This window comes from Streptosporangium sp. NBC_01469 (assembly GCF_036227305.1).
Lineage (GTDB): Bacteria > Actinomycetota > Actinomycetes > Streptosporangiales > Streptosporangiaceae > Streptosporangium.
In genome coordinates this window covers 4775745-4792470 of sequence record NZ_CP109465.1, presented here as the reverse complement: position 1 = coordinate 4792470, position 16726 = coordinate 4775745, and the positions used below count along the sequence as shown (strand labels likewise).

General features: G+C 72.7%; 16 protein-coding genes. 7 read left to right on the top strand and 9 right to left on the bottom strand.

Annotated features, from left to right (window positions below; all coding sequences use genetic code 11):
- Nucleotides 1-178: 178 nt before the first annotated feature.
- A complete protein-coding gene (locus OG587_RS21395) occupies nt 179-628 on the bottom strand; it encodes an SAV_6107 family HEPN domain-containing protein (RefSeq protein WP_329092962.1) in 450 nt (149 codons plus the stop codon).
- Between the two features lie 393 nt (nt 629-1021).
- Entirely contained in the window at nt 1022-1858 is an 837-nt protein-coding gene (locus tag OG587_RS21390; RefSeq protein ID WP_329092960.1) for a L,D-transpeptidase family protein, read from the bottom strand.
- Nucleotides 1859-1977: 119 nt separating this feature from the next.
- Here OG587_RS21390 and OG587_RS21385 point away from each other — a divergent pair, with 119 nt between their 5' ends.
- The gene (locus tag OG587_RS21385) at nt 1978-2454 is read left to right on the top strand and encodes a YbaK/EbsC family protein (protein WP_329092958.1); all 477 of its coding nucleotides are present in this window, start codon (nt 1978-1980) and stop codon (nt 2452-2454) included.
- 266 nt (nt 2455-2720) lie between these two features.
- Nucleotides 2721-3269, top strand: coding sequence for a GNAT family N-acetyltransferase (locus OG587_RS21380; protein ID WP_329092956.1), 549 nt, complete (start codon nt 2721-2723; stop codon nt 3267-3269).
- Between the two features lie 108 nt (nt 3270-3377).
- Here OG587_RS21380 and metF read toward each other — a convergent pair whose 3' ends face one another.
- Nucleotides 3378-4310, bottom strand: a complete 933-nt coding sequence (metF, locus tag OG587_RS21375) for a methylenetetrahydrofolate reductase [NAD(P)H] (RefSeq protein ID WP_329092954.1) — start codon at nt 4308-4310, stop codon at nt 3378-3380.
- 416 nt (nt 4311-4726) lie between these two features.
- On the opposite strand from metF, the gene OG587_RS21370 reads away from it, so the two are divergent.
- The gene (locus OG587_RS21370) at nt 4727-5794 is read left to right on the top strand and encodes a polyprenyl synthetase family protein (protein ID WP_329092952.1); all 1068 of its coding nucleotides are present in this window, start codon (nt 4727-4729) and stop codon (nt 5792-5794) included.
- Nucleotides 5795-5982: 188 nt separating this feature from the next.
- Here the strand turns inward: OG587_RS21370 and thiE are convergent, their stop codons facing one another.
- From thiE to OG587_RS21355, 3 genes are read right to left on the bottom strand one after another with little or no spacing between them, the layout of a single operon-like run.
- Nucleotides 5983-6624 (bottom strand): thiamine phosphate synthase, encoded by a 642-nt coding sequence (gene thiE / locus OG587_RS21365; protein ID WP_329092951.1) that lies wholly within the window; start codon nt 6622-6624, stop codon nt 5983-5985.
- Entirely contained in the window at nt 6602-6976 is a 375-nt protein-coding gene (locus tag OG587_RS21360) for an Rv2175c family DNA-binding protein (RefSeq protein WP_329092950.1), read from the bottom strand. The genes thiE and OG587_RS21360 overlap by 23 nt, the downstream gene beginning before the upstream one ends.
- 50 nt (nt 6977-7026) lie before the next feature.
- The gene (locus OG587_RS21355; RefSeq protein ID WP_329092948.1) at nt 7027-8205 is read right to left on the bottom strand and encodes an NAD(P)/FAD-dependent oxidoreductase; all 1179 of its coding nucleotides are present in this window, start codon (nt 8203-8205) and stop codon (nt 7027-7029) included.
- A gap of 328 nt (nt 8206-8533) precedes the next feature.
- Here OG587_RS21355 and thiO point away from each other — a divergent pair, with 328 nt between their 5' ends.
- From thiO to pknB, 4 genes are all read left to right on the top strand, one after another.
- Nucleotides 8534-9793: a glycine oxidase ThiO gene (thiO, locus tag OG587_RS21350; protein WP_329092947.1), complete on the top strand. Its 1260-nt coding sequence runs from the start codon at nt 8534-8536 to the stop codon at nt 9791-9793.
- On the top strand, nt 9790-9990 hold the full coding sequence (gene thiS, locus OG587_RS21345; protein ID WP_329092944.1) for a sulfur carrier protein ThiS: 201 nt from the start codon (nt 9790-9792) through the stop codon (nt 9988-9990). Before thiO ends, thiS begins: the two co-directional genes overlap by 4 nt.
- Before the next feature lie 24 nt (nt 9991-10014).
- Nucleotides 10015-10794, top strand: coding sequence for a thiazole synthase (locus tag OG587_RS21340; protein WP_329092942.1), 780 nt, complete (start codon nt 10015-10017; stop codon nt 10792-10794).
- Between the two features lie 75 nt (nt 10795-10869).
- Nucleotides 10870-12810 (top strand): Stk1 family PASTA domain-containing Ser/Thr kinase, encoded by a 1941-nt coding sequence (gene pknB / locus OG587_RS21335; protein WP_329092940.1) that lies wholly within the window; start codon nt 10870-10872, stop codon nt 12808-12810.
- Between the two features lie 15 nt (nt 12811-12825).
- Here pknB and alc read toward each other — a convergent pair whose 3' ends face one another.
- The 3 genes from alc to OG587_RS21320 form a co-directional block, all read right to left on the bottom strand.
- Nucleotides 12826-13785, bottom strand: coding sequence for an allantoicase (gene alc / locus OG587_RS21330; RefSeq protein WP_329092938.1), 960 nt, complete (start codon nt 13783-13785; stop codon nt 12826-12828).
- A 112-nt stretch (nt 13786-13897) separates the two neighbouring features.
- A complete protein-coding gene (allB, locus tag OG587_RS21325; RefSeq protein WP_329092937.1) occupies nt 13898-15211 on the bottom strand; it encodes an allantoinase AllB in 1314 nt (437 codons plus the stop codon).
- Between the two features lie 24 nt (nt 15212-15235).
- Nucleotides 15236-16477, bottom strand: coding sequence for a glycerate kinase (locus tag OG587_RS21320; protein ID WP_329092935.1), 1242 nt, complete (start codon nt 16475-16477; stop codon nt 15236-15238).
- Between the last annotated feature and the right edge of the window lie 249 nt (nt 16478-16726).

Here is a 16726-nt window from a genome sequence, read left to right as displayed (position 1 = left end):
GGCGACGCGAGGGCCGAGGGAACGGCGGCGCGAGCGAGGAACCGGTCGCACGAGGGACGGGGACACGAAAACGTCCCCGCACGCCCTGTGCCCGCCGGCGGGACCGGTGGACGCGGGACGTGCGGGGACGGCGCCGGTGAGCACGGGCGGCGACCCCGGGTGGGAGGCCGCTCCGGCTCTAACCGGCTAGGGGGATCTGGCCGGGGAGCACGGGCTGGCTCGGCATGCCGAGCAGCTTCTCCACGGTGGTGACGAAACGCTCCGCCTCGGAGATGAGCTCCTCGGCGTCTCGCGAGGACACCGTGCGGGTCAGGCCCGCCTCGGCGGCGGCCCGCTTGGCCGCGCTCGTCTCGAAGTAGGGGGCCCACTCGGCCAGGCGGGGCTCGGCCTCGGGCAGCATCTCCCAGGCGCTGCGCAGCCTGCGCCTCCTGCGGCCCTCCATGGGACGGGGACGGGCCGCCAGGACGGCAGCGGCCGCCCTGAGCGCGGCGAGGTGGGCCGCGACGTAACGCGCGGCGGAGGTCCGGGCGGCGGCGGCCTCTTCGAGGCAGTCGCGCGCGTCTGAGAGGTGCGCTCGCACCGTGGGGGACAACCGGGGCCCACCGGAATCGCTGAGCCGAGGGGTCATAGTGCTTCAGCCTCCTTGGTCGCAAGCGGCTCCGGTGTTTTCGCCGGTGGTATCACACTCGCAGACCCCACCGACAAATCCACCGGACGGCCGGACGAGGAGCTTCCCCTCTCCCCGCCCGTCCTGACCTGGCCCGATCGTCTCCGCCGACGACGTGGGCCCGATCGGCCGCCCTTGGAACACGAGCCGCGAGCCCCGTGTCATCACATCGAACATAAATTCGATCACTAATACTGTCAAGTAAAACGACGAACAAAAGTTCGATCTTCGGGCATGTGGCGCACGCGAAAGGGCCCCGGGAGATCGTCGTCTCCCGGGGCCCTGTTCACGACCGGCTCAGGACCGGCTCACGACCGGCGGGATCACGCCCGCCGGATCGGCCGCTCCGCCGCCCTACCGGACGAACCTGCCTCGGACGTGCACCGGCACTCCCGTACCGAGCAGGCCGGGAAGGACCTCCGCCACGTGCATCGGCAGCCGTACGCAACCGTGGGAGGCGGGCGCCAGCGGCACCGAGAGCGCGCCGTGGAAGGCGATGCCCCCGTTGAAGAAGATCGGGTTGTAGAGCTGGCCCAGGTAGGACTTGTGCCAGCCGTCCCTGCGCCAGGTGGTCTTGTAGTCGCCCGTCGGCGTGCGGGCGTCGCCGCAGAACCGCTGGGCCCTGCCCTCCCAGGTGGCCGTCTCGCAGTAGGCGATCCCGCTGCCGGAGGAGGTGTGGCTGACCAGTTTCACCGCGCCGTCGACGTAGAGGACCATCACCTGCTTGGCGAGGTTGACCTCCACCCGGGTCGGCTTGCCGTTGGGGACGAGCACCTTCGGCGCCCGCGGGGCCTCCAGGGCGTCCCAGGTCCCGCGTGCCACGGTGCTGGTCGGCGAGACGCCGTTGACCTTCTGGAAGGCCCAGACCGCCACCAGGGTCGCCCCGCCGTAGCGGCCGTCGATCCTGCCGGGGGCGTAGCCGAGCTCGGCCAGCCGGGTCTGGAGCAACTTCACCGCGGCGCCCTTCGCGCCGAGCTTGAGCGTCCTGCCGGGTGCGACGAACGGGGACGCCCCCGTCGCCCCGGCTGTCACGGGTTTCCCGGCCGTCACGGCCGTCACGGCCGTCACGGCCGGGAAAGCCGAGGTCTGGGCCGCGGCGGCGCCGGCGGAAAGGGTGACGCCCGCGGAAGAGAGGAGCACGGCTCCCGCCGTCATCAGCGCGGCCACTCCCAGCCGCTGTCCAGCCCCCACTTTCAATCAACTCCTCATATCACTATGGATCGGGTCAAGGGACCATAGCGCACGGTTTCCCCGCGCAGGCGGCCGGTTATAAAGCGGCAATCAACGGTCAATCTGTTTAGAGTGGCCGCGTGCCAGAAAAGTTGCATCCGAACATCGAGAAGGTCGCCGCCGTCCTGCGCGAGCACGGCGTTCCCGGCGAGATCGTCATCTTCGCGGAGGCCACCCCGACCGCCGCCACCGCGGCCGCGCAGCTCGGCTGCGAGGTCGGCGCCATCGCCAACAGCCTGATATTCGACGCCGACGGCGAGCCGCTCCTGGTGCTGACCAGCGGCGCCCACCGCGTCGACACCGACCTGATCGCCAGGACGGCCGGCGCGGCAAGGGTGCGGCGCGCAGACCCCGCCTTCGTACGGGCGGCCACCGGCCAGGTCATCGGCGGCGTCGCCCCGATCGGCCACCCCGCCCCGGTCAGAACCCTGGTCGACACCTGGCTGGGCAAGCACGAGGTCGTCTGGGCCGCCGCCGGTCACCCGCACACCGTCTTCCCGACCTCCTTCGACGAGCTCGTCCGGATCACCGGAGGGCTCCCCGTCGAAGTCGAATGACGGCTTTCCCCAGCGTTTGAGCACCGCGCTCACCCCGCGCTCACCCCGCGCTCACCCCGCGCTCACGGCCCCGCGCTCACGACACGGCGCCGCCGGGACCCGTACGGCCCATACGGGTCCCGGCGGCCTCGGAGAGCCGGTCAGGCCCCTCGCGGCCCGGCCCGGAGGCGGGCGGGAGCGGCGGGGAAACCTCCTGGTGAACGCCGGACAGCACTCCCTCCCCACGCGGTGACCCGCGTCACGTCCGCCCTGCTAGGGTGCGACGCGTGATCGGACTGCGACGGATCGGCCCCGACGAGTTCACGCTCCGGCTGGACGCGGTCCTCGGCGTCTACACCGAGGCGATGCACCCGCCGGTCGACCAGATCGCCGGCCGCAGGCTCATCATGGGAAACCACGCCACCCACCCCGCCTTCACCTGCCTGTTCGCCGAGCTCCCCGACGGCACCCCGGTGGGCATCGCCTACGGCTTCCACGGGGTTCCCGGCCAGTGGTGGCACGACGTGGTCAGGCGGGCCCTGGCCGACAGGCACGGCGAGGGCGGCGCCCACGGCTGGCTGGGCGACGCGCTGGAGCTCGCCGAGATCCACGTCCACCCCGACTACCAGGGCAAGGGCATCGGCCGGGCGATGATCATGAGCTTGTGCGCGGGCCGCCTTGAGCGCACCGCCGTGCTGTCGACCCGCGACCAGCCCACCGCGGCCAGGCACCTCTATCGGAGCATCGGCTTCGTGGACCTGCTCACACAGTTCGTCTTCCCCGGCGGGCACGAGCGCTACGCGATCCTCGGGACCGCCCTGCCGCTGGTCGGCTGAGCCACCCGGCCGCCCCGGCTCCGGATCTCCACCGGGACGCCGTCCCTCCCGTACCCCGGTGTGCCACGCCTGGGAGTCGCGCCCCCGGCGGACCGGGGGCCCGCGGTGTCAGACCGGCAGCGGGGCGATCTTCGACGTGTGGTCCAGGGCTTGGAAGACCTCGCGGGTCGCGCTGGAGCGGTTGAAGGTGATGAAGTGAATGCCGGGGGCGCCCTCGTCGAGCAGGGTCTGGCAGAGCTCGGCGGCGTGCTCGATGCCGAGGCTGCGCACCGCGGCCGGGTCGTCGGCGACGGCCGCGAACCTCTCGGCCACCTCCGGCGGGAACGGCGCGCCGGAGAGCTGCTCGGACCTGGCGATGGTGCTCATCTGCGTGACGGGCATGATGCCGGGAATGATCGGCGTGTCACAGCCGCTGGCCGCCACCCGGTCGCGCAGCCGCAGGTAGTCCTCGGCGCGGAAGAACATCTGGGTGATCGCGTAGTCGGCGCCCGCGCGGCACTTGCGCACGAAGTACTCGGTGTCGGCCTCGATCGAGGCCGACCTGGGGTGCTTGTACGGGAAGGCGGCCACGCCCACGCAGAAGTCGCCGGACTGGCGGATGAGCCGGACCAGCTCCTCGGCGTACAGGACACCCTCGGGGTGGCGCACCCACTCGCCCGTCACGTCGCCGGGCGGGTCTCCCCGCACGGCGAGGATGTTGCGCACCCCAGCTCCCGCGAAGCGGCCGATCAGGTGGCGCAGCTCGCGGACGGAGTGGTTGACGGCGGTGAAGTGGGCCACCGGGGTGAGCGTGGTCTCGTGGGCGAGCCGCTCGACGATGTCGACCGTGCGGTCGCGGGTGCTGCCGCCGGCGCCGTAGGTGACGGACACGAAGGTGGGGTGCAGGGACTCCAGCTCGCGGACCGCGCGCCAGAGCTGACGCTCCCCCTCGTCGGTCTTCGGGGGGGAGAACTCGAAGGAGAACGAGCGGGCACCGGCGGCGAGGAGCTCGCGGACGGTGGCGACACGATCAGGGAGGACAGATGCGCGACCCAGAGCCATGGGGTCAAGGATACTTGCCCGGCCGCTCGGGCGCCCGATCAGATCATGTCCGCCGCCCGCGGAACGGACTTGTCACAATTAGCGAGTAAAACAACCACCTCCCTAGATCGAAATGTCCCCTTGGACCGTTAATCTCATTACCTGACCTCCTCCCGCCGCCGAAGCCGGGGGATTCCAATTTTCATAGATTGGGTTTCCTGCCTCATCGCCAGTCGCAAGGAACCCGGAGGTGTCGTGCCCTACACCGGCTGCACAGGCGTTCCACCTCTCCGCCGGACCGGCGGAGAGGATCTTGTCGATCATGCGTACGGTGGTCGGGGTGCCATCACCGCCGGTCACGCCGCCGGGACGCACGGCGCCGTACCGCGTTTCCCCCCCAGAGCTGAAGCCCAGGGTCTCCACACTGGAGGTATTCGATGATCACTTCTGCAGCCGCGCTGGACACGATCCGGTCGGAGGTCGATCGTTCTCTTCGGCGATTCGTCGAACGGCAGCGCCCGCAGGTCAGCGCTCCGGAGCTGGCGCCGCTCGTCTCTGCGGCCGAGGACTTCCTCGCGGGCGGTAAGCGGCTGCGACCCGCCTTCTGCTACTGGGGCTGGCGCGGTGCGGGCGGGGACGACGATCCCGCGCTCTTCTCCGCCGCGGCCTCGCTGGAGCTGCTCCAGGCCAGCGCCCTGGTGCACGACGACGTGATGGACGCCAGCGACCTGCGCCGGGGCATGCCCTCGGCGCACCGCAGGTTCGAGGAGTTGCACCGGAGGGCGGGCTGGCACGGCTCGGCCGAGCAGTTCGGCGAGGGGGCCGCCATCCTGCTGGGCAACCTGATGCTCATCTGGTCCGGTGAGATGTGGCGGAACAGCGGCCTGCCGGCCGCCTCGCTGGCGGCGGCGCAGAAGGTCCACGACGACATGCGCACCGAACTGATGTGCGGGCAGTACTTCGACCTGCTGGAGCAGGCGCACGGCGAGGGCACCTTCGACAGCGCGCTGCGGGTCGCCCTCTTCAAGAGCGGCAAGTATTCGGTGGAGCAGCCGCTCAGGCTCGGCCTGGTGCTGGCCGCCCGGGGCAGGGAGCCCTGGATCGACCGGCTCTGCGAGGAGTACGGGCAGTCCGTGGGCATCGCCTTCCAGTTGCGCGACGACATCCTCGGCGTGTTCGGCGATCCGGGCGAGACCGGCAAACCGGCTGGCGACGATCTTCGCGAGGGCAAGCGGACGATGCTCATCGCCCGCGCGCTCGCCGTGGCCTCGGAGTCCCAGGCCCAGGTGGTGCGCACCACCCTCGGCGACCCGGACCTGGACGAGGCCGGGGTCGACCGGCTGCGCGGGATCATCGAGGAGACGGGGGCCCTCGTGGCGTGCGAGGACCTGATCAAGGGATACCTGGAGAACGCCCTCGGCTCGCTGGAGGGCGCCCCGATCCTCCCCGAGGCCCGCGCCGCACTGGCCGACCTCGCGGTGGCCGCCACCTCCCGGCGGACCTGACCGCGCGCCCGGCTCGTACCGGTCCGGCTCGCGACAGGCCAGTCCGCATCGGTCCGGCTCGCGACGGGTCGGCTCGCACCGGTCCGGCTCACGACAGGCCGGTCCGCATCGGCCCGGCTCACGACGGGTCGGCGAACGGCACGGTCCGCCCGGCAGGGGACACGGTCTTCGCCGGGCGGAGAGGGCTTTCAGGCGGGGACGGCCAGCCTCCGCTTGAACTCCCCCGCCGCCGCCTTGGGATCGTCGGCCTCGGTGATCGCCCGCACGACCACGACCCGGCGCACGCCGTACGACATGACCTCGTCCAGGTTGGCGAGGTCGATGCCGCCGATGCCGAACCAGGGCCGGTCGGTCTCCAGGGCCGCGGCGTGCCTGAGCAGGCCGGGGCCCGGGGCGAACCTGCCGGGCTTGGTGGGCGTCGGCCAGATCGGGCCGCAGCAGAAGTAGTCGACACCGGGCTCGACGGCCGCGGCGGACGCCTCCTCGGGGGCGTGAGTGGAACGCCCGATGAGGATGTCGTCGCCGAGCATGTCGCGCACGACCCGCACCGGCAGATCATCCTGGCCGAGGTGGAGCACGTCGGGGCGGATCGCGTAGGCGATGTCGGCCCTGTCGTTCACGGCCAGGAGGGTGCCGTGCCGGTCGCAGGCCTCGCGGAAGACGGCGAGGAGATCGAGCTCCTCGCGCGCCTCGAGACCCTTCTCGCGCAGCTGCACGATGTCGACCCCGCCCGCCAGGGCGGCGTCGAGGAAGTCCGCGAGGTCTCCCCGGTCACGACGCCCGTCCGTACAGAGGTACAGGCGGGCGTCAGAAACCGAGGGCTTGGGCACGTCTCTTCACCTCGGTATGGCGACCCGCCACGATCGCGTCGACCGGCGAGCCCGGCAGCGTGTCGTCGGGGGTGAAAAGCCAGCGTAGGGATTCGACGTCGTCGTATCCGGCGTCCAGCAGCACCGTGAGGGTGCCCGGGAGGCCCTTGACGACGTCTCCGTCGGCGAGGAACGCGGCGGGGACCTGCGGCTCGCCGCCGCCCCTCCGCACTCCGATGAGCTTGCGGTCCTTGAGAAGTTGCTTGGCGCGACCGGCGCTCAGGTTGAGCCTTCTGGCCACCTCGGTCAGGGTGAGCCACTCGCCCACCAGCTGGTCGGTTTCCCGGTCGATCTGCGCAACAGAAAGCGTCACGAATCCACCACTACCACATCGAGCCCTTCGCCAAACACCTGGCGGCGAGGTTACGCCACCGTACAGTCGCGCAACGCTATCGCAGGGTCGGTGAGGCGATCGACGTCGAGGCGCTGCCCGCCCTCGATGAGGCGGCGCCCCTGGACCAGGTCGCGGGGGCGGTTGACCGAGAGTACCGCGGTGAGCCGGTCGTCCTCGGTCACCCAGCACACTGCCCACCTGGGCTTCCCCTCGGCCTCCGGGTCGCCGCGCCGGATCGGGCGGGCGCCGTCGTGGTGGCCGGCGTACTGGACCATGTGGCCGAACTGCTCGGACCAGAAATAGGGAACCGGGTCGTAGACGGCGGCGTCGCCGACGAGCGTGGCCGCCGCGACGTCCGGGGCGCCCAGGGCGGTGTCCCAGTGCTCGACGCGGAGGCGGATGCCGTAGCGGCGCGACCACCAGGCCGCGCAGTCGCCCACCGCGACCACGTCGGGCAGCGAGGTGCGCAGGTGCTCGTCGGTGACCACGCCGTTGTCGAGCCTGATGCCGGACCCGGCCAGCCACTCGGTCGCGGGCCGCACGCCCACTCCGGTGACGACCACGTCGGCCTCCACCGCGGAGCCGTCGGCCAGGATGAGCCCCCCGTGCTCGACGGAGGCGACCATGGTGCCCAGGCGCAGGTCGACGCCCGCCTCGGCGTACCAGGGGGCGGTGTACGCGCCGACCTGGCCGAGCGCGGCGGCCAGCGGGGTGCCGGCGGCCTCGACGACGGTCACGGCGCAGCCCGCCCTGCGGGCGGCGGTGGCCACCTCGGCGCCGATCCAGCCCGCGCCGATGACGGCGACCCTGGTCCCCTCGCTGAGCAGGGAACGCAGCCGGAGCGCGTCGTCGATGGTGCGCACCACGTGCTGGGGGCCGTCTCCGCGCAGCCTGATCGGGCGGGCGCCGGTGGCGACGACCAGGCCGTCGTAGGCCAGTTCGCCCTCGGTGGTCTCGACCACGCCGGGGTGCAGTCCCTTGGCGGACACACCCGCGCGGAAGTCGACCTCGAGGGCGTCGAGGTCGGAGTCGACGACAGTGGAGTCGGTCTCGCCGAGCAGCACCCCCTTGGACAGGGGCGGACGGTCATAGGGCCGGTGCCGCTCCTCTCCGATCAGGGTGATCCTGCCGCCGAACCCACGGGCCCGTAACGCCTCGACGCTGCGTACGCCGGCCAGGCCGGCGCCAACCACCACGACATGATTCACACTTCCCGACCATAAGCGGGAACCCCGTACTCCTACCAACGGTCGTTGATAACGAAAACGGGATTTACCTCACATCTGGCGCGCTAAGCGTGTTGCCCGAACCCTTAGGGTAGGGGAGGAAGACGCGCGGGAGCCCGGAACGCACCGGGCTGAGAGGAGGGCTGCGGACGAGGAAGGACCCCCTGCGAGCTGGTGATGTGCGAGGAAACGCGCCCTGGGGCGCGGTCCGGCACGGCACCGGCGGGCGAGGTCCGGAAACGGCCGCGAGCGAGCCCTCGACCGCCACGAACCTGATCCGGGTCATGCCGGCGAAGGGAGCGGAGCACGTATGGCGCACCATTTCGACCTCCTCGTCGTCGGCGGGGGCGTGATCGGCCTGTCGGTGGCGTGGCGCGCCGCCCGCCGGGGCCTGAGGGTGGCGCTGGCCGACCCCGCACCGGCCTCCGGCGCCTCGCACGCGGCGGCGGGCATGCTGGCCCCGGTCAGCGAGGTCACCTACACCGAGGAGCCGCTGCTGCGGCTGGGCCTGGCCTCCCTGGAACGCTGGCCCGCCTTCGCCGCCGAGCTGGCGGACGCGAGCGGGCACGACCTCGACTACCGCACCGACGGCACGCTCGACGTCGCCTTCGGCTCGGACGACCTGGCCGCGCTGGACGACCTCGCCGCCTTCACCGCCAAGCTGGGACTGCCCGCCGAACGGCTCACCGGCCGCGAGTGCCGCCGCCTGGAGCCCATGCTGGCCCCCGCCGTCCGCGGCGGCCTGCTGGCGGGCGGCGACGCCTGGGTGGACCCCCGGAGGGTCACCTCGGCACTCCTGGCGGCCCTGGAGCGCGCGGGCGGCGTCCTGGTGCGCGACCGCGCGGCCGAGCTGCTCACGACCTCGGGAAGGGCCACCGGGGTACGCCTGCCGAGCGGCGAGACCGTCGGGGCCGACCTGGTGATCCTCGCCGCCGGGGCCTGGTCGGGCTCCCTGGAGGGGGTGCCCCCCGAGGCGCTGCCCCCGGTACGGCCGGTCAAGGGCCAGATCATGCGGCTGCGCTCCCCCGCGCCGATCCTGCGGCGGTGCGTGCGCGGAGTGGTCCACGGCTCGCACGTCTACCTGGTGCCGCGCGGCGACGGCGAGACGGTCCTCGGCGCCACCCAGGAGGAGATGGGCTTCGACACCCGCGTCACCGCCGGGGGGCTGTGGGAGCTGCTGCGCGACGCGCGGGAGCTCGTCCCCGGGGTGACCGAGCTGGAGGTGGCCGAGGTCGCCGCGGGACTGCGTCCCGGCACCCCGGACAACCTGCCGCTGATCGGCCCCACTGTCGTCCCCGGCCTCCACCTGGCCACCGGGCACCACCGGGGCGGGGTCCTGCTCGCACCGCTCACCGCCGACCTCTGCGCCGAGGAGCCGGGCGAGGGGGACGAGACGGGTCCGGGGCTCTCCGCGATCTGCTCACCCCTCCGCTTCCGCGAGGGCGGTCCCGGGGAACCCCGTTCCCGGGAAGACCGCTCCCGGGAGCAAGGCCCTCGGGGACACGATTTCCGGGAACCCCCGCCGCGGGAAGACCGCCTGCGGGAGCACACACCGCAGGAGTACCCATGAACGTGACCATCAACGGGACCGCGCACGAGCTGCCCCCGGGGGCGACCGTCGCACAGGCCGTGCAGCGGCTGACCGGCGTGCGGAGCGGGGTGGCCGTCGCGGTGAACGACGAGGTCGTCTCGCGCGGCGCCTGGGAGTCCACGGCGCTCGCGGAGGCCGACCGCGTCGAGGTGCTCACCGCGGTTCAGGGAGGTTGATCGGCGATGACGGATATGGCGGACATGGCAGACGATCTGATCATCGGCGGTGAGAAGTTCTCCTCCCGCCTCATCATGGGCACCGGGGGCGCTCCGTCCCTGGAGGTCCTCGACCAGGCGCTCGCCGCCTCGGGGACCGAGCTGACCACGGTCGCGATGCGGCGGCTCGACCCGGCAGCGCGGGGCTCGGTGCTCGACGTGCTGCGCCGGCGTGACATCAAGGTGCTGCCGAACACCGCGGGCTGCTTCACCGCCGGTGAGGCCGTGCTCACCGCCAGGCTGGCCAGGGAGGCGCTGGAGACGGACTGGGTCAAGCTGGAGGTCATCGCCGACGAGCGCACCCTGCTGCCCGACCCCATCGAGACCTTCGACGCGGCCGAGCGGCTGGTCGCCGACGGGTTCACGGTGCTGCCCTACATCGGCGACGACCCCGTGCTGGCACGCAGGCTGGAGCAGGCGGGCTGCGCGGCGGTGATGCCGCTGGGCGCGCCGATCGGCTCGGGGCTGGGCATCCGCAACCCGCACAACATCGAGCTGATCGTGGAGTTCGCGAGCGTGCCGGTGATCCTGGACGCCGGGATCGGCACGGCCAGCGACGCGGCACTCGCCATGGAACTGGGCTGCGACGCGGTTCTGCTGGCCACCGCGGTCACCCGGGCACAGCGTCCGGACCTGATGGCCCAGGCGATGCGCTCGGCCGTCTCCGCGGGCCGGGCCGCGCGTATGGCCGGGCGGATACCCCGGCGTCGCTACGCGGAAGCCTCCTCTCCCTCGATCGACAGCCCGCCGGTGGTTCATCGATAGAAAACCACCACGTCTCGGCATCGGTTTGGGATTCAGGGATCCTGTCGGCGCCAAATCGCCCGTAAACTCGGCCACGTGGACACGACGCTTACGGACCCCCTGGTCGGGAAACTCCTCGACGGGCGTTACCGCGTTGAGTCCCGGATCGCCCGGGGCGGAATGGCGACCGTCTATCTGGCCCTGGACGTCCGGCTCGACCGCACGGTCGCCGTCAAGGTGATGCACCGCTCGCTCGCCGAGGACCCCGCCTTCGTGCGGCGCTTCATCGGCGAGGCCAAGTCGGTGGCCAGCCTGTCGCACCCCAACGTGGTGCACGTGTTCGACCAGGGCACGGACGGCGACAACGTCTACCTCTCGATGGAGTACGTGCCGGGGCGGACCCTGCGCGACGTGCTCCGCGCCCGGGGCAGGCTGCCCGCCCGCGAGGCGCTGGAAGTCATGATCCCCGTCCTCGCCGCGCTGGGCGCCGCCCACCAGTCCGGCCTGATCCACCGGGACGTCAAGCCGGAGAACGTGCTGCTCGCCGACGACGGCCGGGTCAAGGTCGTCGACTTCGGCCTGGCCCGCGCGATCGAGGCGAGCAACCAGACGCGCACGGGTGTCATGATCGGCACCATCGGCTACATGTCGCCCGAGCAGGTGACCTCTGGGGGCGCCGACGCCCGCAGCGACGTCTACGCGGCCGGCATCATGCTGTTCGAGCTCCTGACCGGCCGCCAGCCGTACGAGGGTGAGACCCCGATGTCGGTGGCCTACCGGCACGTGCACGACACGGTGCCCGTGCCCTCGGCGCTGCTGCCCGGCTCTTCCCCGCTGCTCGACACCCTGGTGGCCAGGGCGACGGCCCGCGATCCAGCGAACCGCCCGGCGGACGCCACCGCGCTGCTGGTCGCCGCCGTCGAGGCACACCGGATGCTGCCCAGGGAGAGCGGCCCGGTGCCGTCCGTCCCCGTCGGCCCGCCGCACGGCCACGAGACGGCGGCGCCCGCGCCTCCCGCCCCGGCCAACCACACGCTGATCCAGCCCCGCACCGAGCTGCTCACCGGCCAGGCCGGCGACCGCCAGGTGGCCGGCCCCAGGGCACGCAAGGGGTCAGGTGCCCGCTGGTTCCTGATCGGGCTGGCCGTGGTCATGGTGATCGCGGTGGGGGTGACCGGCTGGCTGTTCTCGCAGAACACCTCCATCGTGGTGCCCGCCACCCTGGTGGGCAAGAACGTCACGACCGCCACCGGCGAGGCCAAGCAACGCGGCTTCACGGTCGAGACGGGCAAGGCCGAGCACGACGAGAAGGCTCCCAAGGGGACCGTGCTGCGCACCGATCCCGTGGCGGGCACCGAGGCCGAGCCGGGGAGCAAGCTGACCCTCATCCCCTCTGCCGGGCCCAAGCGGGTGGCGGTGCCCAACGTGGTGGGCATGACCGAACCGCAGGCCAGGAGCAAGCTGGCGGAGTCCTCCCTCCTCGTCGACGACATCAGGAAGCTGCCCAGCGAGACCGTGCCGCGCGGCCAGGTGATGCGGACCATCCCCGCCGTGGGAAACCCGGTCAAGGAGAACAGCAAGGTCGACCTGGTCGTGAGCGCGGGCCTGGTCATGCCGGACGTCAGGGGCATGCCCCGCGACCAGGCCGACGGGGTGCTGCGCGGGGCGGGCTTCACCCCCGAGTTCGTCGAGCAGACCGACTCCGCCCAGCCGTGCACCGTCATCGCCCAGGACCCGCAGCCCAAGGCCGAGATCGACAGGGGCGCCGTGGTCCGGCTCACCCTGTCGCAGTGCAGCAGCGAATGGCGCTGGCCCTGGGAGCGCGAGGGCGAGATCCCGCCGGGCGACAACGGCGGCAACGTCGTGGTGGTCCCGAACATCGTGTTCAAGGACTATCGGGCGGCGAGAGACGAGCTGCGCGCCGCCGGGGTCACGGTGAAGCTGAAGCGCACCCTGGGCAAGGGCAGGGTCCTGGCCCAGATCCCGCCGGGCGGCCAGACGGTCCCGCCCGGCACCGAGGTCACCATCTGGTACTGACGTGCCGGGGCGGGGTCAGCCGGTGAGGAAACCGTGCAGGCGGACCCTGGCCAGGCCGCCGTCGGGGTAGATGTCCACCCTGGCGTACGTGGCCGCGGGCGCGTCCCGGACGCGGAAGCGGTGCCGGGTGTCGGGCAGCAGGCGGGTCCTGGGCAGCAGCGGGAACCAGGTGACGCCGTCCGCGGTGCCCGTGACGAAGACCTCGGCGGGGGCGTTGAACACCAGGTTGGTGGTGTCGATCTCGACGAGGCCGACAACGCCGGAGCCCGCCAGGCGGATCACCAGCCAGTCGTTGCCGCCGTCGCGGCGGCGGGCGGTCTCCCAGCCCTCGGCCTGATGGCGGGCCAGGCCGGGTGAGATGGCGTTGTTGGGCGAGGAGTAGAACTCGTTGGAGCAGGCGGTGACGAGGGCGCCGTTCTCCAGGGCGGCCAGGTCCAGGCCGAGCCCCTCGTACAGGGACAGGTCGGGCCTGACCTCGCCGTGCACCCGCAGGCGGGCGATGCCCCCGTCGGGGAACATGTTCAGCCGCACGTGCGTGTGGCGGCGCTCGCCGGACACCGCGAAGAGGTGCTCGGCGTCCCCCTTGAGGCCGCTCCTGGGAACGATCTCCACCCAGTCGGCCGCCTCCAGCTCGGCGACCGTCGGATAGCCCTCGACCTCGGCGGCCTCGACGGAGGCGTACGGCGGGTAGTTGCCCTTGAACCAGGCGGTGTCGATCACGACGCCCCTGATCACCCCGGGCATGCCGAGTCTGACCAGGGCCCAGTCGTGGCCCGGCTCGCGCCGCCTGCGGGTCTCCCAGCCGTCGTAGACCTGGCCCTTGGCCCCGAAGGTGTGCGGCATGAAGCCGGGGCGGCCCGGCCTGATGAGGCTCTCCCTCTCGGCGAAGGACTCGTCGTTGGCCGCGATGACCGAGCCGCCGAGGGTGCGCAGGGCGAGGTCGGGCAGTGCGGTGAATTCGGTCGACTCGGTCAAGGGGTGAACCTTTCTCGCGGGGAACCGGCCGGGCCGCCGGGACGGTTCCGCCACCGGAGACCACCGGAGGGCGGGGCGCCCCGCGGACCGGGATCGTTCCGGCGGGGCCGTGCTACAGGAGGGTGCCCAGGGGATCCTTCCCCACGACCCGGCCGCGCAGCCATGTCGTGCGGACCACCCCCGTCAGCGTCCTGCCGTGGTAGGGCGTGACCGGGTTCCTGTGGTGCAGGGCGGAGACGTCCACGGTGTGGACGGCGTCGGCGTCGAAGGCGACCAGGTCGGCGTACGCGCCCTCGGCGATGACGCCCTTGCCCCGCAGCCCGGCCAGCTCGGCCGGGTGTTCCGCCATCCAGCGGACGACGTCGCCCAGGCCGTGCCCGCGCCGGGCCGCCTCGGTCCAGACGGCGGTCAGGCCGAGCTGGAGGGAGGAGATCCCGCCCCAGGCGGCGGCGAAGTCGGGCACCTTCAGGTCGGGGGTGGACGGCGAGTGGTCGGAGACGACGCAGTCGAGGATCCCGTCGGCGAGGCCGCGCCAGAGCTCGTCGCGGTTGGCCGAGGAGCGGATCGGCGGGCAGCACTTGAACTGGGTGGCGCCCTCGGGCACCTCCTCGGCCATCAGGGTGAGGTAGTGCGGACAGGTCTCCGCGGTGAGCCTGACCCCCTCCCGCCGGGCTTTCGCCAGCGGTTCCAGGCACAGCGCGGACGACACGTGCAGGATGTGCGCCCGCACCCCGGTCTCCCCCGCCAGCGCGGCGACCCGTTCGACGGCGCGGCGCTCGGCCTCTCCCGGCCGGGAGTCGAGGAACTCCGGGTATCCCGGCCCCTCGGGGTCGGCGAGCAGCGCGGGGTCCTCGGCGTGGACGACCAGCAGGCCGTCGAAGGAGGCGATCTCCACCATGGCGGCCCGCAGCCCGTCCGCGTCCAGCGGCGGGAACTCGTCCACACCCGACGGGGACAGGAAGCACTTGAACCCGCGCACGCCCGCCTCGTGCAGCGGCCGCAGGTCCCCGACGTTGCCGGGGACCGCCCCGCCCCAGAAGGCGACGTCCACCGCGCACTGCCCGTCCGCGGCCCTCCTCTTCACGGCGAGGGCGTCCGCGGTCACGGTCGGCGGCAGCGAGTTGAGCGGCATGTCCACGATCGTGGTCACCCCGCCCGCCGCGGCCGCCCTGGTGGCGGAGGCGAACCCCTCCCAGTGGGTGCGGCCGGGCTCGTTGACGTGCACGTGGGTGTCGACCAGGCCGGGCAGCAACGCGACGCCGCCGAGGTCGACCCGCTCGACGGCGGCCGGCTCGGCGTCGTGGGCGTGCACCCCGACGATCCTCCCGTCCCGTACGGCGACCGCCGCCGGTCCCTCTCCCCGAGGCAGCACGACCCTGCGGGACCGGATGACCAGATCCGGTACGTCCTCAGTCCCTGCGCTCATCCGCTCTCCGTTCCTCGTCGCTCCTCAAAGGTGCCTTTCCGCGACCCTGCGGGCGAGCCGCTCCAGCAGCGGGCCCGCCTGGGACATGCACACGGCCGGGTCGGGCTCGATGTCGGTGAGCGCGTAGGCGGCCGTGATGCCCGCCGCGTTCAGCTCCTCGTCGCCGAGGCTGCGGCGCCCGCAGACCGCGACGACCGGGACCCCCGCCTTGGCCGCGGCACTCGCGACCCCGGCGGGCGCCTTGCCGCGCAACGTCTGCTCGTCGAGCGAGCCCTCGCCGGTGACGACCAGGCGGGCGCCCTCAAGCCGGTCGCGGAAGCCGAGCAGTTCCAGGAGATAGTCGATGCCGGGACGGAAGTCGGCCGCCAGGAAGGCCAGCGCGGCGAAGCCCACTCCCCCCGCGGCGCCCGCGCCCGGCCGCCCCGCCACGCCCATCGAGCGGACGACGCCGTCGTGCTCGATGGCCCCGACCAGGCCGTGGGTGTGCGCGGCGACGGCGGCGAGCCGGGCGAGGGCCCGGTCGAGCAGCCTCACGTCGTCGGGACCCGCGCCCTTCTGCGGTCCGTACACGGCGGCGGCGCCGTGCGGGCCGAGCAGCGGGTTGTCCACGTCGCCCGCGACGACGAACTCGACACCATCAATCGCAATAAGTCCGGACGTATCGATTTTTTCCAGGTCGAGGAGGGCCGCTCCCCCGAAGGGGAGTTCCCGTCCCCCGGCGTCCAGGAAGCGGACGCCGAGCGCCCGCATCATGCCCGCGCCGCCGTCGGTGCAGGCACTGCCGCCGAGACCGAGCACGACCCGCCGGGCCCCGCGCCGTACGGCGTGGGCGATCAGATCTCCGGTGCCGTGGCTGGTCGCGGTGAGCGGGGCCAGCTCGACGCCCTCGTGCGCGGGGGATCCCGCCGGGGCGGCGGGCCCGGAGGCGACCGGCAGCCGCCGCAGGCCGGATGCCTCGGCCAGCTCGACGACCGCCGTCGGCACGTCCCCTCCCGGAGGGGCGTCCTCGGGCGAGGAGGCGTCGCGCCAGGCGTAGGAGGCGAGGACCGGTTCACCGACGGGACCGATGACCTCGACCTCGACGCGGGTGAACCCGCAGGCCACGACCGCGTCCACGGTGCCGTCACCGCCGTCGGCCACCGGCAGCGCGACCGTGGCGACGCCGGACCCGAGGCCCGCCGCGACCCGCGCGGCGACCTCGGCGCCGGTCAGCGAGCCCTTGAACTTGTCCGGGGCGATCACGACGTGTCCCGACGACTCAGACAAACCCTGCTCCCTGATGACGGATGGGGGGCACGCGTCCCCGGCCGGTACGAGCGGACGGGGGCGGATGCCGGATCCCGGTGAGACGGAGGACCATCATCACATCCACCCCCGCACGCCCTCGACGCCCGGTCCTCCCCGGAGGCGTCGCGGTCCTCGCCGGAGGCGGCCCGGTTCTCCCCGGAGGCATCGTGGTCCTCCTCGGAGGCGGCCCGGTCCTCCCTGGAGGCGTCGCGGGACGAGGCCGGCGGG

Excerpts from the sequence above, each read along its gene's own strand:
- OG587_RS21395 (WP_329092962.1), bottom strand. The coding sequence starts at position 628 with ATGACCCCTCGGCTCAGCGATTCCGGTGGGCCCCGGTTGTCCCCCACG.
- metF (WP_329092954.1), bottom strand. The coding sequence starts at position 4,310 with ATGGCTCTGGGTCGCGCATCTGTCCTCCCTGATCGTGTCGCCACCGTC.
- OG587_RS21370 (WP_329092952.1), top strand. The coding sequence starts at position 4,727 with ATGATCACTTCTGCAGCCGCGCTGGACACGATCCGGTCGGAGGTCGAT.
- thiO (WP_329092947.1), top strand. The coding sequence starts at position 8,534 with ATGGCGCACCATTTCGACCTCCTCGTCGTCGGCGGGGGCGTGATCGGC.
- thiS (WP_329092944.1), top strand. The coding sequence starts at position 9,790 with ATGAACGTGACCATCAACGGGACCGCGCACGAGCTGCCCCCGGGGGCG.
- OG587_RS21340 (WP_329092942.1), top strand. The coding sequence starts at position 10,015 with ATGGCAGACGATCTGATCATCGGCGGTGAGAAGTTCTCCTCCCGCCTC.
- allB (WP_329092937.1), bottom strand. The coding sequence starts at position 15,211 with ATGAGCGCAGGGACTGAGGACGTACCGGATCTGGTCATCCGGTCCCGC.